At 63.5% G+C, this 15773-nt stretch carries 11 protein-coding genes and 1 tRNA gene; 8 read left to right on the top strand and 4 right to left on the bottom strand.

The features are described from left to right. Positions 1 to 3 precede the first annotated feature (3 nt). The 3 genes from CCC_RS19885 to CCC_RS22870 all read left to right on the top strand — a co-directional run bounded on the left by CCC_RS19885 (position 4) and on the right by CCC_RS22870 (position 3410). A complete protein-coding gene (locus tag CCC_RS19885; RefSeq protein ID WP_009867651.1) occupies positions 4 to 606 on the top strand; it encodes a 2-hydroxychromene-2-carboxylate isomerase in 603 nt (200 codons plus the stop codon). Between the two features lie 112 nt (positions 607 to 718). Beyond that, the gene (locus CCC_RS19880) at positions 719 to 1144 is read left to right on the top strand and encodes a flagellar biosynthesis repressor FlbT (protein WP_009867650.1); all 426 of its coding nucleotides are present in this window, start codon (positions 719 to 721) and stop codon (positions 1142 to 1144) included. Positions 1145 to 1370: 226 nt separating this feature from the next. Beyond that, entirely contained in the window at positions 1371 to 3410 is a 2040-nt protein-coding gene (locus tag CCC_RS22870; RefSeq protein WP_009867649.1) for an ATP-binding protein, read from the top strand. A gap of 25 nt (positions 3411 to 3435) precedes the next feature. Here the strand turns inward: CCC_RS22870 and CCC_RS19870 are convergent. The 4 genes from CCC_RS19870 to CCC_RS19855 form a co-directional block, all read right to left on the bottom strand. Continuing rightward, a tRNA-Ile gene (locus CCC_RS19870) sits at positions 3436 to 3511 on the bottom strand. A 188-nt stretch (positions 3512 to 3699) separates the two neighbouring features. After that, complete coding sequence (gene rpoD, locus CCC_RS19865; RefSeq protein ID WP_041042849.1) at positions 3700 to 5739, bottom strand: RNA polymerase sigma factor RpoD; 2040 nt, start codon at positions 5737 to 5739, stop codon at positions 3700 to 3702. 81 nt (positions 5740 to 5820) lie between these two features. Continuing rightward, on the bottom strand, positions 5821 to 7683 hold the full coding sequence (gene dnaG / locus CCC_RS19860; protein ID WP_041042847.1) for a DNA primase: 1863 nt from the start codon (positions 7681 to 7683) through the stop codon (positions 5821 to 5823). Positions 7684 to 7753: 70 nt separating this feature from the next. After that, the gene (locus CCC_RS19855; RefSeq protein WP_009868184.1) at positions 7754 to 8212 is read right to left on the bottom strand and encodes a GatB/YqeY domain-containing protein; all 459 of its coding nucleotides are present in this window, start codon (positions 8210 to 8212) and stop codon (positions 7754 to 7756) included. Positions 8213 to 8546: 334 nt separating this feature from the next. On the opposite strand from CCC_RS19855, the gene carA reads away from it, so the two are divergent. The 5 genes from carA to CCC_RS19825 all read left to right on the top strand — a co-directional run bounded on the left by carA (position 8547) and on the right by CCC_RS19825 (position 15734). Next, entirely contained in the window at positions 8547 to 9752 is a 1206-nt protein-coding gene (gene carA, locus CCC_RS19850) for a glutamine-hydrolyzing carbamoyl-phosphate synthase small subunit (RefSeq protein ID WP_009868183.1), read from the top strand. 57 nt (positions 9753 to 9809) lie between these two features. Continuing rightward, positions 9810 to 13067 carry a carbamoyl-phosphate synthase large subunit gene (carB, locus tag CCC_RS19845; RefSeq protein ID WP_009868182.1) on the top strand — a complete coding sequence of 1086 codons (3258 nt, stop codon included), beginning with the start codon at positions 9810 to 9812 and terminating at the stop codon, positions 13065 to 13067. A 17-nt stretch (positions 13068 to 13084) separates the two neighbouring features. Continuing rightward, positions 13085 to 13558 carry a transcription elongation factor GreA gene (gene greA / locus CCC_RS19840; protein WP_041042843.1) on the top strand — a complete coding sequence of 158 codons (474 nt, stop codon included), beginning with the start codon at positions 13085 to 13087 and terminating at the stop codon, positions 13556 to 13558. 7 nt (positions 13559 to 13565) lie between these two features. Beyond that, a complete protein-coding gene (locus CCC_RS19835; RefSeq protein WP_009868180.1) occupies positions 13566 to 14474 on the top strand; it encodes a Dyp-type peroxidase in 909 nt (302 codons plus the stop codon). A gap of 172 nt (positions 14475 to 14646) precedes the next feature. Then, positions 14647 to 15734 (top strand): IS3 family transposase gene (locus tag CCC_RS19825; protein WP_152619818.1). Its coding sequence is split into 2 segments (ribosomal slippage): positions 14647 to 14896 and positions 14896 to 15734, totalling 1089 coding nucleotides; the frame shifts between segments, so codons are not numbered across the junction. Positions 15735 to 15773: the final 39 nt, after the last annotated feature.

Here is a 15773-nt window from a genome sequence, read left to right as displayed (position 1 = left end):
GTCATGGCTGCGCCGGTGGAGTTCTATTTCGATTTCTCCTCGCCTTACGGCTATTTCGCGTCGCTGGAAGTGGACGAACTGGTGGCCGCTTTCGGCCGCGAGGTGGAGTGGAAGCCGATCATGATCGGCTCGGCCTTCAAGGCCTCTGGCAACCTGCCCTTGGTGGACCAGCCGCTGAAGGGCGCCTATTCCCGCCGCGACTGGGAACGCACGGCGCGGCTGATGGGCGCCCCCTACCGCTTTCCCGATCCCTTTCCGGTTCCCGCCCTTCCCCCATCGCGGGCATTCTGGTGGCTTGACTCCAAGGACAAGGGTCTGGCCAGGAGCTATGCGCGGGCGGTCTTTCTCGCCTTTTTCGCCGAGAATATGGATATCTCCAACCCGGAGGTCGCCTGCGCCCTGGGCGTGCCGCTGGGCATCGACCCGGCTGAAATGGCCGCCGCCATCCAGTCGCCCCAGTGGAAGGGGCGTCTCAAGGAGGAAACCGAGGCCGCCATCGCCAAGGGTGTGTTCGGCTCGCCCTTTTTTCTGGTGGATGGCGAAGGCTTTTGGGGCGCCGACCGTTTATGGATGGTGGGGGCTTGGCTGGAAAAAGGCGGCTGGTGACCTAAATTTAGCAGTAGGGCTTCGACCAGCGGTCAGGCCATACTTGCCGGTGGTTGTCCGACGGGGCGCTTGGTGCCATTGTCGCGGCCAGGAATGAACGGAGTGCGTTGCGTTGCCGCTTATTATCGACCTGAAGCCGGGCGAGAAGCTCATCATCAACGGCGCGGTGCTGGAAAATGCCAGTTCCAACACCAAGGTGCGGGTGCTGAATGACTGCTCGATCCTGCGTCAGAAGGAAATCCTGTCCGATTCCGACAGCGTGACTCCGGCGTCTCGGGTCTATTTCGCCTTGCAATGCGCTTATATCTTTCCGACCAAGCGCGGCGAATATCTGCGCATGTTCCACCACTATCTCGACAGCTATGTGGAGGCCTGTCCCAGTGCCGCCTCCATCAAGGACGAGATTTCCGAGGCGGTGGCCGACGGCCATTACTACAAGGCGTTGAAGTCGACCCGCCACCTGCTTGATCACGAGACCAAGCTGCTGGGTTCGCTGCAGATGGCCGCGGCGGCCGAGGATTCCGTCGTCCAGGAATAGCGCCGCGCCCCGACGGGCCGTGCTGATCAGTAAAACCCCCGCCGGGATGCCGGGCGGGGGTTTTTGTCGTGGCGAGAGGGAAAAGTCCTCTTCAACTGGTGATGTCCATTTTGGTATAGACTGGGTGATTGAGGCATTGGCACAGCATCTTTGGGGCAAGACAAGCCGGGGGGCGCGTTTGGAGGGGCTGACAAAAGGCAATGCCGGAAGTTCGCGCGTAGCGTCCGTGCTGGCGGTCGGGGGAGGCGTCATCCTGCTTATCGCGGTGATGACCGGCTGGGCGGTTCTGCAAAGCCGGGCGGACGCCTATCGCACGGCGGAAGTGGCCACGACCAATCTGTCGAAGATTCTTGCCAATCAGTTCTTTGACACAATCGATCTTGTCGATAAATCCCTGCTCACCATCGGTGACGAGTTTGCCCGCCAAATGGCGTCCGGGCGGGAGGACGAGGCCGCCATCAATGCCTTCCTGCTCAAGCACGACGCCCGCTATCCCAACCTGACTGGCTTTCGCATCTATGGTCCGGATGGGCGGCTTCGCTATGCCGTCAGCAATGTGGCCAGCCGGGGAGGAGACAACTCCCAGGCCGAGGATTTCAAGCTTCTCCGTGACAATCCGGATGCCGGTCTGGTCGTGTCCGAGCCCATTCTGGGGCCCACATCGAAGCAATGGCTGATCCGCCTCGGGCGGCGGCTCGCCAATCCCGACGGCTCCTTCGCCGGGGTCATCTGGCAGGGCATCCCGGTCAAGAATTTGTTGGATGGCTATACCGCCCTGGATTTGGGAGCGGGAGGGACCGTCGCCCTTTACCACACCAGCTTTCGCATGGCGGCCCGTTACCCCGCCACGCCGGGTCCCGACGACCCCACAGGCAAAGTGATGATATCCGCGCCATTGCGCCAGATCATCGCCTCGGGCGTTCCTGAAACCCAGTACAGCTATGATTCCGTGGTGGACGGCGTTCGCCGAACCGCCCATGTGCGGCGCATTGGGCATTATCCCTACGTCATTCTGGTGGGCATGTCCGAGGCGGACTATCTCAGTCAGTGGCGGGGAAACAGCCTGAGGTTCGCGCTGTTCGGCGGCGTGATGAGCCTCATGGTCGCCATCGGCATGCTGATCATTCATCGCCGTATCACCGATGGCACCAAGGCCGCCGAAGCCCTGGCGGAGAAGGAGGCCAAACTGCGGGGCCTGTTCGAGCTTTCGCCCCTAGGGATTGCCTTGAATCGGCTCGACGGCAGTTTCGTGGAGTTCAACTCCGCATATTTGAAGATCACCGGATACGAGGGACAGGAACTTTTGTCGCTGGACTACTGGCGCCTGACTCCGCCGCACTACCGTGAGCAGGAGGCGGCGCAACTGGAAGCCCTCAACACCACGGGGCGTTACGGCCCCTATGAGAAGGACTATATCCGCAAGGACGGCTCCACCGTTCCGGTCCGTCTTCTGGGGATGATCGTTCATGGCAAGGACGGCACGCCCTTCATCTGGTCTCTGGTGGAAGATATTTCCGAACGCCGCGCCGGCGAAAAGGCCATGCGCGACAAGACCGAACTTTTGCTCCAGTCCAATACCGATCTGGAGCAGTTCGCCTATGTGGCGTCGCATGATTTGCAGACGCCCGTGCGCAATGTCGTGAGCTATGCCCAGTTGCTGGAGCGGCGCTACAAGGGGCGTCTGGATCCCGACGCGGACGAATTCATCGGCTTTATCGTCGCAAGCTCGCTTCAGATGTCGCAGCTGATCGCCGATCTGTTGGAGTATTCCCGCGTGGCGCGGCAGAGCGGGAGCCTGTCTCCCATAGCGGCGGGTGACGCCATAAACGCCGCCCTGTTGAATTTGAAGCTGGAGGTGCAAGAGGCCGAAGCCGAGATCCAGATCGGTCCCATGCCCGTGGTCATGGCTGAATCCAGCCACCTGATCAGTCTGTTCCAGAACCTGATCGGGAATGCTTTGAAGTACAAGCACCCGGCCCGGCCGATCGAGATCGGCATCACCGCGGTGGCTCAGGGGCCGGATCTGTGGCGTTTTGCCGTGGCCGATAACGGAATCGGAATCGAGGCGGACTATTTCGAGAAGATCTTCGAGATTTTCCAGCGCCTGCGTCCCGACAGCGGGCGCGAGGGAACCGGCATCGGCCTGACGCTGTGCCGCCGCATCGTCCATCGCTTTGGCGGGATCATCTGGGTCGAATCCCAGCCGGAACAGGGCTCGACCTTCCTCTTTACGCTGCGAGGCGCGGAGCCGGAGACGGCGCCTTAGGGGCGCGATGCGGGACGGAGAAAATTGGTGGGCCCGGCAGGACTCGAACCTGCAACCAGACCGTTATGAGCGGCCGGCTCTAACCATTGAGCTACAGGCCCCACCTGGGGCGACCATAACCGAGACGCGTATGAATGCAAGGGGGGAGACCCCTCTTTTTGCTCGCTTATAGGGAATGGAGGTTTGGAGGCAAGCCTCCAACCGGGTCCGGGCGGGAGCCCGGATTCATCAGCACGAAAGCCCCCACCCCAACCCTCCCCCGCTAATGCGGGAGAGGGGGAGGGATAGTCTAGGTGTCCAGGAACGAGCGCAGCTTGCGCGACCGGGACGGGTGCTTGAGCTTGCGCAACGCCTTGGCTTCGATCTGGCGGATACGTTCGCGGGTCACGCTGAACTGCTGGCCGACCTCTTCCAGGGTGTGGTCGGTGTTCATGCCGATGCCGAAACGCATGCGCAGCACACGCTCCTCACGCGGGGTCAGGCTGGCCAGGACGCGGGTGGTGGTCTCGCGCAGATTCGCCTGGATGGCGGCGTCCAGCGGCAGGACGGCGTTCTTGTCCTCGATGAAGTCGCCCAGATGGCTGTCTTCCTCGTCGCCGATGGGGGTCTCGAGGCTGATGGGCTCCTTGGCGATCTTCAGGACCTTGCGGACCTTCTCCAGGGGCATGGACAGCTTTTCCGCCAGTTCCTCCGGCGTCGGCTCACGGCCGATTTCGTGCAGCATCTGGCGCGAGGTGCGGACCAGCTTGTTGATGGTCTCGATCATGTGCACCGGAATGCGGATGGTGCGGGCCTGATCGGCGATGGAGCGCGTGATGGCCTGACGGATCCACCAGGTGGCATAGGTGGAGAACTTGTAGCCGCGGCGGTATTCGAACTTATCGACCGCCTTCATCAGGCCGATATTGCCCTCCTGGATGAGGTCCAGGAACTGCAGGCCGCGATTGGTGTACTTTTTGGCGATGGAGATCACCAGGCGCAGATTGGCCTCGATCATCTCCTTCTTGGCGCGGCTGGATTCGCGTTCGCCGCGCTGCACCGTCTGGACGATGCGGCGGTATTCGCTGATGGGCAGCCCGGCCTCGCCCGAGATTTCGGCGATGGTGGCGCGGATATCGGCGGCGTCCTTGCCGTGGCGGGCGGCGAAGTCCTTCCACTGCTTGGAGCGTTGGGCCACCTGTTCCAGCCAGTTGGGGTCCAGTTCCGAGCCGTAATAGGCGTCGAGGAAGTCCTGGCGCTTGACCCGGCAGCTTTCCGCCAGACGCAGCAGACGGCCTTCCTGCATCATCAGGCGGCGGTTCAAGCCGTTCAACTGCTCGACCAACTGTTCGATGCGGGCGTTGTTGAGATGGATGCCGTCCATCAGACGGACCAACTCGGCCTTCAGCTTGTCGTATTTCTTTTCCATGGCGGGGGTGACCGCCTCGCCCTTGTTCAGGGCGGCCAAGCGCTGGTCCTGGACTTTTTCCAGCTTGTGATGGGTGGCGGCGATGACCTCGAAGGTCTCGAGCACGATGGGCAGCAGCTCGATTTCCATGGCGGCCAGAGAGATGGAATTCTCCTCGCCTTCCTCGGCCTCGCCCTCGGCCTCGCCCTCGACCTCGCCTTCGCCCTCGGCGCCTTCTTCCTTCTCGCCTTCGGCGCCTTCGGGTTTGGCCTCGCCTTCGGGCTTGGCTTCGACTGCAGCTTCGGGGGCGGGTTCCTCGGCGGCGACGCCCTCGGCCTCCACCTCGGCCAGCTCGTCGGGCTCGGGATCGGCGCCATAAGTGGCGTCCAGGTCGATGATATCGCGCAGCAGCATCTTGCCCTCGACCAGGGCGTCATGCCAGTCGACCACGGCGCGCAGCGTCAGCGGGCTTTCGCAGATGCCGCCGATCATCATCTCGCGCCCGGCCTCGATGCGCTTGGCGATGGCGATTTCGCCCTCGCGCGAAAGCAGTTCCACCGAGCCCATTTCGCGCAGATACATGCGGACCGGGTCGTCGGTGCGGCCCAGGTCTTCCTCGTCCACATTGCCGGCGCCGGAATAGCCCTCGGTCTCGGTGGCCTCTTCCTCGGCGGCTTCGGGGGCGTTGTCCTCGCCTTCTTCGCTTTCCACCACATTGATGCCCAGCTCGGACAGCATGGCCATGGTGTCTTCGATCTGCTCGGACGACACTTCCTCGGGGGGCATGGCGGCGTTCAGCTCGTCATAGGTGACGTAGCCGCGCTCCTTGCCCTTGGCCACCATCTTCTTGACGGCGACACCCAGGGTGTCGAGCAGCGGGCCATCCATCGCCTCGTCCTGGTTCTCGGAAACTTCGGCCGTATTCGTCGATTTGGTCGCCATGAAAAACGCTGCTCCTCAAGGGTCTTGACCCCAAGACGAACCGGACCCGCCCGGCTTCGCCCCACTCTCCGTTTATAGTCGTCAGCCGTTCCCGGACGCTTCGTCATCCAGGGCGCTGGCGGTCTGCTGCTGCTTCTTGACTGCCTCGAAACGGCTCCACGACGCGGCGGTGGGGCCTTGGGCGAGTTCGGCGTTGGCTTCGCTCACGTCAGCCAGCAGGTCCTTCCTGGTGTAAAGATTATAGACGTGTTCCCAGTGGGTCCTGGCTTCCTCGGTTGAAAGGTCGCCGCGCAGAGCGCGCAGCCGCCTTTCGTTGGTGTCGAGAAAATGGTCCAGGATCTCGGAATATCCGTCCGTTCTCAAATGGGTCGCGAGACCGTCCGCGTCAAGGTCGCGGGCAGCCCCAAGGTGCTTTAGAATCCCGCGCCGAAGATTGTCAAGGGTCTTGTCCGTAAAAGTGGTCTCTCCCAGCCTTTCGCCGATGGAATCCATCAGGCGGGGATGGTCGAGAACCAGGGCCAGCATCATCCATTCCTGGGCGCCGGAATTGGGCTGCGGCGGGCGGGGGCGTCCCGCGCCGGGCAGCAATCCGTCGGGACCCTTGAGCGGCGCCTGGGGCGGACCGCCGAAGCGGCCGGAGGGCTTGCCGAAGCCGGACCCGGATTTGCGCGGCTCCCATTTCGGGCGAAAATGGTCCTTGGCCTTTTGACGGAAGGTGGCGAGGTATTGAAAGCGCACCGCCTCGTCGGCGATGGAAAACGCCTTCTCGGCGAGGTCCTTGTCCAGCAGGGCGCGGGCTTCTGGCGTGTCCAGCGGCCGGTTCTCCAGGGCAAGGCGCCAGGCGACCTCCACCATTGCTTGAGCGGAGTCCAGCACGGTGGCCATGGCGGCGGGCCCTCGGGCCTTGATCAGCGAATCCGGGTCCTCAGGGGAAGGCAGGGCGGCAAAGCGCAGGGACAGGCCGGGCTTGAGGATGGGAAAGGCCCGCTCCAGGGCGCGGGCCATGGCGCGCTGGCCCGCCGCATCGCCGTCCAGGCAGAGAATGGGTTCGGGCGCCAAGCGCCACAATTCCTCGATCTGGGCCTCGGTTACCGCCGTGCCCAGCGGCGCCACCGCATAGGCGAAGCCCGCCTGATGCATGGCGATGACATCCATATAGCCCTCGACCACCACCACCCGGTTCAGCTCGCGCGCCATTTCGCGGGCATGGGCCAGGCCGTAGAGGGTTTGGCCCTTGTGGAACAGTGGTGTGTCGGGGGAGTTGAGGTATTTGGGCTGGCCGTCGCCCAGCGTGCGGGCGCCGAAGCCGATCACCCGGCCGCGCCGGTCGGTGATGGGAAACATCACCCGCCCACGGAAATAGTCGAAGGAGGCGCCGCTCTCGGGCTTTTTCAGCAAGCCCGCCTCGATCAGCAGGCTTTCCGGGCATTCCTTGCTCATCAGCGCCGATTTCAGGGCCTCGCGCGAATCGGGGGCGAAGCCGAGGCGGAAGCGGGCGATGGTCTCGTCCGACAAGCCCCGGTTCTTGAGATAGGCAAAGCCCTCGCGCCCCGCAGGGCCCTTGAGATGCTTTTCGAAGAAGCCGCAAGCCGCCTCCAGCGCGTCGTGCAGCGAGGCGCGGCGCTGTTCGCGCACCCGCTCCTCCGGGCTGGCCTTGGGAACCTCGATCCCCGCTTCGGCGGCCAGCTTCTCCACCGCCTCGGTAAACGACAGGTGACCGGCCCGCATCTCGAAGCCGATGGCGTCGCCATGGGCGCCGCAGCCGAAGCAGTGGAAAAAGCCCTTATCCTCGTTGACGGTGAACGATGGCGTCTTCTCGTTGTGGAAGGGGCACAGACCCTGATGTTCGCGCCCCTTGCGGACCAGCTTCACCCGTCGCCCCACCACCGAGGTGACCGGAATGCGGGCGCGCAGTTCGTCGAGGAATTGGGGAGGGAAGGCCATGGAGGCTTAAAGTCCCAGGTCTATAAGGCGCGTGCTCGTCCCGACCATATGGGGGCCGAACCGGGGAGGGTCAGCCCCCCAATTCCTTCTTCACCACCGCGCCAGCCTTGGAAAAGTCCATGGTTCCGGCATGGCTGGCCTTCAATGCCGCCATCACCTTGCCCATGTCCTTGATGCCGGTGGCGCCGCAGGCCGCGATGGCGGCCTTGACCGCATCGGTGATCTCCGCCTCGCCCATCTGACGCGGAAGGAATTTTTCGATGACGGTGATTTCGTCGGCTTCCTGCTTGGCCAGTTCCGGGCGGTTGCCTTGCTCATAGAGCGCGATGCTTTCGCGGCGCTGCTTGATCATGGATTGCAGCATCTGGCGGATCTCGTCGTCGCCGATGCCATCGGCCAGTCCCTTGGGCCGGGCCGCGATGTCGCGATCCTTCAGCGCCGCCAGGATCAGGCGGACCGTGGAAACCGTGCGGGCATCCTTGCCCAGCATCGCGGCCTTGAGCGCGTCGTTCAACTGCTGGCGCAGCATGGCAACCCCTCGTTTGGGAAAGCGCACAGGCTACTCCAAATCCACACGGAAAGGAAGCCTATCCATGGAAAGTCAGGCCTTTGAAAAAGAAGGGTTTTTTTAGCCATGTCGCAAGGCTTGACTCCGCCCGCGCCCGTCATTATAAGGCGCGGAATTTACCTGATGCCGACTGGGTCACGATACGGCCCCGCAGCCCCGAAGGTCTTGCCTTTTCGCGAGATGCTCCGGCGGCCTTTTGCGGCCCAAGTTCGGCGGGGGAAGCCTTTAAGGCACTCTGTGATACTGTACCTGCGGCCGGAGCTTTTCCGGCCCGCGAACGCGACAAAGGACCACCATGCCGAACCAAAACGGGACCGCACCGAAGCCCAGCAGCCAGGTGCCGACCTTTGACGCGCCGCGCCCCCCGGGCGCGACCGGGGCTCTGGTCCTGGCCGACGGCACCGTGCTGTGGGGCAAGGGGATCGGGGCTGCGGGCTCCAATGTGGGCGAAGTGGTGTTCACCACCGGCATGACCGGATATCAGGAGACGCTCACCGATCCGTCCTTCGCCGGTCAGGTCATCACCTTCACCTTCCCCCATGTGGGCAATGTGGGCACCAATACCGAGGATCTGGAGACCACCACTGCGGCCGCGCGCGGCCTGATCTTGCGGGCCGACATCACCGACCCCGCCAACTGGCGCTCGGCCAAGCATCTGGATTCCTGGCTGAAGTCCAACAACATCGTGGGCCTGTGCGGCATCGACACCCGCGCGCTCACCCGGCGCATCCGCACGAAGGGCGCGCCCAACGGCGTCATCGTCAATGCCCCCGACGGCGAATTCGATCTGCCCGGCCTGTGGGCCAAGGCCGCGGGCTGGCCGGGCCTGGAAGGCATGGATCTGGCGCTGGACGTCACCTGTGCCCAGTCCTATTCCTGGGACGAGACCGAGTGGCGCTTGCGCGGCGGCTATGGTCGTCAGGACAAGCCCCGCTTTCACGTCGTCGCCATCGACTTCGGCGCCAAGCGCAATATCCTGCGCTGTCTGGCCGAGACCGGCTGCAAGGTCACCGTGCTGCCTGCCGAAGCCACTGCCGAGCAGGTGCTGGCACTCAACCCCGATGGCGTGTTCCTGTCCAACGGCCCCGGCGATCCGGCGGCCACTGGCAAATACGCCGTTCCCATGATCCAGGGCGTCATCAAGTCGGGCAAGCCGCTGTTCGGCATCTGTCTCGGCCATCAGATGCTGGGCCTGGCCCTGGGCGCCAAGACCTTCAAGATGGACACCGGCCACCGCGGCGCCAACCACCCGGTCAAGGACCTGGAAACCGGCAAGGTGGAGATCACCAGCCAGAATCACGGCTTCGTGGTGGACGAGAAGAGCCTTCCGGCTGGCGTCAAGGTCACCCACCGCTCGCTGTTCGACGGCTCGGTGGAAGGCATCGCGCTGGAGGGTAAGCCGGTCTTCTCCGTCCAATACCACCCTGAGGCCAGCCCCGGCCCCCAGGACGCCCATTACCTGTTCGAGCGCTTCGTGGGCTTGATGGAGAAGCGGGGCTAACAGCCCCGTTTTTCTCAAGGTCCCGCACCGAGATTATTTTAGAAAAGAAACGCCGCCATGCCCAAACGTACAGACATCAAGTCCATCCTCATCATCGGCGCCGGTCCGATCGTTATCGGACAGGCCTGCGAGTTCGATTATTCCGGCGTGCAGGCGTGCAAGGCGCTGAAAGACGAGGGCTACCGGGTCATTCTGGTCAACTCCAATCCGGCGACCATCATGACCGATCCCGGTCTGGCCGACGCCACCTATATCGAGCCCATCACGCCTGAGATCGTCGCCAAGATCATCGAAAAAGAGCGGCCCGACGCCCTGCTGCCCACCATGGGCGGCCAGACGGCGCTGAACACCGCCATGAAGCTGGCGGATATGGGCATCCTCGAGAAGTTCGGCGTCGAGATGATCGCCGCCAAGCGCGACGTGATCGCCAAGGCCGAGGATCGCCTGCTGTTCCGCGACGCCATGGACAAGATCGGCCTGGAGTCCCCGAAGTCGCGCATGGTCAAGACCTTGCAGGAAGCGCGGGACGCCCTGGACTTCGTCGGTCTGCCCGCCATCATCCGTCCCAGCTTCACCCTGGCGGGCACTGGCGGCGGCATCGCCTATAACGTGGCCGAGTACGAGCACATCGTCTCGGGCGGTCTGGCCGCCAGCCCCGTGCACGAGGTCCTGGTCGAGGAATCTGTGCTGGGCTGGAAGGAATACGAGATGGAGGTTGTCCGCGATAAGAAGGACAACTGCATCATCATCTGCTCCATCGAGAACGTCGATCCCATGGGCGTGCATACCGGTGATTCCATCACCGTGGCGCCTGCTCTGACGCTCACCGACAAGGAATACCAGATCATGCGCAACGCCTCCCTGGCGGTGCTGCGCGAGATCGGGGTGGATACCGGCGGATCCAACGTGCAGTTCGCGGTCAACCCCAAGGACGGCCGCATGACCGTCATCGAGATGAATCCGCGCGTGTCGCGTTCGTCGGCCCTGGCGTCCAAGGCCACGGGCTTTCCCATCGCCAAGGTGGCGGCCAAGCTGGCCGTGGGCTATACGCTCGACGAGCTGACCAACGACATCACCGGCTGCACGCCCGCTTCGTTCGAGCCGACCATCGATTACGTGGTCACCAAGATTCCGCGCTTCACCTTCGAGAAGTTCCCCGGCGCCGACACCAATCTCACCACTTCCATGAAGTCGGTGGGCGAGGCCATGGCCATTGGCCGCACCTTCCAGGAGAGCCTGCAGAAGGGCCTTCGCTCCATGGAGACCGGCCTGACCGGCCTGGACGAGGTGGAGATCCCCGGCGCCGGTGCGGGCGACATGAAGGATGCGGTGAAGTCCGCCCTGGCCCAGCCGCGCCATGACCGCCTGCTGGTCATCGCCCAGGCCTTCCGTCTGGGGCTGTCCATCGACGAGGTTCACGCCGCCTGTTTCTATGACAAGTGGTTCCTGGCCCAGTTGAAGGGCATCGTCGATGCCGAGGCCGAGGTGAAGGCCAAGGGACTGCCCATCGACGCGCCCGGCCTGTTGCGCCTGAAGAAGATGGGATTCTCCGATCAGCGCCTGTCCAAGCTGTCGGGCAAGTCCCTGGTGGAAACCGCCTTCCGCCGCGAAGTGCTGAACGTCAAGCCGGTGTTCAAGCGCATCGACACCTGCGCCGCCGAATTCCCGTCGTCCACCGCCTATATGTATTCCTGCTACGAGGGCGACGGCGTCAACGCGGCTGAATGCGAGTCCGACCCTTCCGACCGGGAGAAAGTGATCATCCTGGGCGGTGGACCCAACCGCATCGGCCAGGGTATCGAGTTCGACTATTGCTGTGTCCATGCCGCCTACGCCCTCGACGAGGCGGGCAAGGAGACCATCATGGTCAACTGCAACCCGGAAACGGTGTCCACCGATTACGACACCTCGGACCGCCTCTATTTCGAGCCGCTGACCGCCGAGACGGTGATCGATCTGGTGCGCCGCGAGCAGTCCAACGGCAAGGTCTTGGGCTGTATTGTCCAGTTCGGCGGGCAGACGCCCCTGAAGCTGGCCCATGCCCTCGAAAACGCCGGTATCCCGATCCTGGGCACCAGTCCCGATTCCATCGATCTGGCCGAGGACCGCGAGCGCTTCCAGAAGATGCTCCACGAATTGGGTCTGAAGCAGCCCGCCAACGGCACGGCGCGCTCCTTGGAAGAAGCCATCAAGGTGGCCGAGAAGATCGGCTATCCCGTGGTGATCCGTCCCAGCTTCGTGCTGGGTGGCCGCGCCATGCAGATCGTCTATGACCACGAAGCGCTGGAGCGCTACATGGTCGAGGCGGTCAAGGTCTCGGGCGATGATCCCGTGCTGATCGACTTCTATCTCAAGGACGCCATCGAGGTGGACGTGGACGCGCTCTGCGACGGCAATCAGGTCTATGTGGCTGGCATCATGCAGCACATCGAGGAGGCGGGCATCCATTCGGGCGATTCCGCCTGTTCGCTGCCGCCCTACTCGTTGGACAAGGCCACCATCGCCGAGCTGGAGCGCCAGACGGCGGCCATGGCCAAGGCCCTGAACGTGGTCGGCCTGATGAACTGCCAGTACGCCATCAAGGACGGCGACATCTACATCCTGGAAGTCAATCCGCGCGCCTCGCGCACCGTGCCCTTCGTGGCCAAGGCCACCGGCGTGCCCATCGCCAAGATCGCGGCGCGCGTCATGGCGGGCGAGACCCTGGCCTCGTTCGGCCTGTCCACCCGTCCCGAACTGAAGCATGTGGCGGTCAAGGAGGCGGTGTTCCCCTTCGCCCGCTTCCCCGGCGTCGACATCCTGCTGGGGCCGGAAATGAAGTCCACCGGCGAGGTGATGGGCATCGATTCCGACTTTGCGCGGGCCTTCGCCAAGAGCCAGCTGGGCGCTGGCACCAATCTTCCCACCGAAGGCGGGGCCTTCATCTCGGTGCGTGACGGCGACAAGCCCGCCATGGTCGAGATCGCCCGGCGCCTGCTGGAGATGGGCTTCAAGGTGATGGCCACCGACGGAACCGCCTTCTATCTGAAGGATCGCGGTGTCACCGGCGTCACCATCGTCAACAAGGTGCTGGAAGGCCGGCCGCATTGCGTCGATGCCATGATGAACGGTCAGGTGCAGCTGGTGGTCAACACCACCGAGGGCAGCCAGGCGGTGAAAGACAGCTTCTCCATCCGCCGTACGGCGCTGACCAACAACATTCCCCACTACACCACGGTGGCCGGGGCGCGCGCCGCGGTGGAGGCCATCGAGGCCATGCGTTGCGGCACGCTTGATGTAGCGCCGCTGCAATCGTACTTTAAGGGTTCGTTTTAGGGGCGTAGGGGCGTTCGATGGAAAAAATCCCGATGACTCCGGCTGGCTTGGCCCAGTTGGAGGAAGAGCTTAGGACCCTCAAATATGTCGAACGCCAGGCGGTGATCCGTGCCATCGCCGAGGCGCGCGAACATGGCGACCTGTCCGAGAACGCCGAATACCATGCGGCGCGCGAGCGTCAGAGCTTCATCGAGGGCCGGGTTTCCGAGTTGGAAGACATCATCTCGCGCGCCCATGTTATCGATATCGCCAGCCTGTCGGGCGATCAGGTGCGCTTTGGCGCCACCGTGACGCTGGCCGACGAGGACACCGATGACGAGGTGGTCTACACCATCGTCGGCGCCCACGAGGCCGACATCAAGTCGGGCCGCATGTCGGTGCATTCGCCCCTGGCCCGCGCCCTGATCGGCAAGCATCTGGGCGATACCGTCGAGGTGACGGCGCCCGGCGGTTCCAAGTCCTACGAGATCGTCGACGTCAAATTCGGCTGAGACCGCCATGACCATGCCCCAGCCCCAATCGGCCATCTGCGCGGAAGGTGGCGCCTTTGGCCTGTTCCTGACCCTGTTCCTGGCCGATGGCGATACCACCCCGGTGCGCCGTGTGCTGGCGGCGCTGCCCCATATGACCGAAGCCCTGGCCGCGCAAACGGGCGAGCCCTCCCTGGTCAGTTCGGCGGCTATCGGGGCCGCCTGCTGGACCCGGTTGACCGGCCGGGAATGCCCCGATGGGCTGATCCCCTTCGCGCCTCTGTCCGATGGCACTCGCAAGGCGCCCGCCACTCCCGCCGATCTGTTCCTCCACATCCACTCCGCCCGTCATGACCTCAATCTGATGCTGGCGTGCCGGGTCATGGGGGCGTTCGGGCCCCGTGTGCGGGTGGTGGAGGAGGTGATGGGCTTCAAGCATCTGGGCAACCGCGACCTCACCGGCTTCGTGGACGGGACCGAGAACCCTGAAGGCCAGGAACGCGCCGAGGTGGCCCTGGTCAAGGACGGTCCCCATGCGGGCGGCAGCTTTGTCTCGCTTCAGCGTTATGTGCACGATCTGCCGCGCTGGGAGGGGCTGTCGCTGTCCGATCAGGAAGCGGCGGTGGGCCGCACCAAGGAGAGTGACGAGGAAATGGAGGCGAAGCCGCCATCCGCCCATATCGCCCGCGTGGTGATCGAGGAGGACGGCGCCGAACTGGAAGTGCTGCGCCATTCCATGCCCTATGGCACCACCTCCGAGAACGGCCTCTATTTCGTCGCCTACTGCGCCAGCCCGGAGCCGTTCCGCAAGATGCTGGAACGCATGGTGCTGTCTTCGGGCGATGGGCACCACGACCGGCTGCTGGACTTCACCCGTCCGGTGACCGGCGCCGCCTTCTTCGCGCCCTCAGCCGATTGGCTGCGCGCCCTCGTCTGATATTAGATCCCGATGATCGCAACCGATCATCGGGACCGCCCTCAAGCGGCGGGCGGACGCGAGCGTCCTTGCCTTCCGCCGCATAAGCGGCGCAGTCCCTTGGGTAATCCCCCCTGGAAATAGAGGGATCGGAACGTAGAATTTTCTCGGTTCACGGAACGAGGAGATTCGAATGAAGAAGAGCCGATTTACGGATGCCCAGATCATGGCGATCCTGCGCCAGGCGGAGGACGGCATTCCGGTGCTGAACCTGTGCCGCGAGCACCAGATGAGCAGCGCGACCTTTTACAAATGGCGGGCCAAGTACGGAGGCATGGACGCGTCCATGATCTCGGAGATGAAGGGCCTTGAGGATGAGAACCGGCGGCTGAAGAAGATGTTCGCCGAGCTCAGCCTGCAAAACGAGCTGCTGCGTGAGGCCCTGGGAAAAAAATGAGCCGGCCATCCCAGCGCCGGGAGATGGCCGAGACAGCGGTGGCGCGACGGGGCATCAGCATTGCTTTGGCATGCCGGACCTTCGGGCTGAGCGAGACGTGCTATCGCTACAGTCCCAAGCTCCGCCCCGAGAACGAGGAGATCGCCGATCTGTTGGTCGGACTGACAACGTCCCGCAGGACGTGGGGCTTCGGGCTGTGCTTCTTGTACCTGCGCAACGTCCGGGGCCATGGCTGGAACCACAAGCGGGTCTACCGGATCTATCGGGAGTTGGAATTGAACCTGCGCATCAAACCCCGCAAGCGGCTCAAGCGCGACAAGCCCGAGGAACTGACGGTGCCCGATGTCCCCAACCAGGTGTGGTCCATGGATTTCATGGCTGACCGGCTGGAGGACGGGAGGGCCTTCAGGCTGCTCAACGTGCTCGACGACTTCAACCGCGAAGGGCTCGGCATCGAGGTGGATTTCTCGCTACCCGCCGAACGGGTCGTACGCATGCTGAACCGGATCATCGAATGGCGTGGCAGCCCCAAAGCCATTCGGGTCGATAACGGCCCGGAATACATCAGCGGCACGTTGATGAAATGGGCTGAAAAACGAGGGATTGCTCTCCAGCATATCCAGCCCGGCAAGCCCCAGCAGAACGCCTATGTGGAGCGCTACAACCGGACGGTCCGCCACGAATGGCTGGGCCAGTTCCTCTTCGAAACCATCCAGGAGGTGCAAGATCACGCCACGGATTGGCTATGGACCTACAACAACGACAGACCCAATATGGCCATCGGCGGCATCACACCCGCCCAGAAACTGAAATTGGCCGCGTGAGTTCTATGTTCCAACCCCGTTAAAAACGGGGGGATTACC

This window comes from Paramagnetospirillum magnetotacticum MS-1 (assembly GCF_000829825.1).
Lineage (GTDB): Bacteria > Pseudomonadota > Alphaproteobacteria > Rhodospirillales > Magnetospirillaceae > Phaeospirillum > Phaeospirillum magnetotacticum.
The sequence above is the reverse complement of the archived record's forward strand: the minus strand, read 5'-3'. Positions and strand labels throughout refer to the sequence as shown.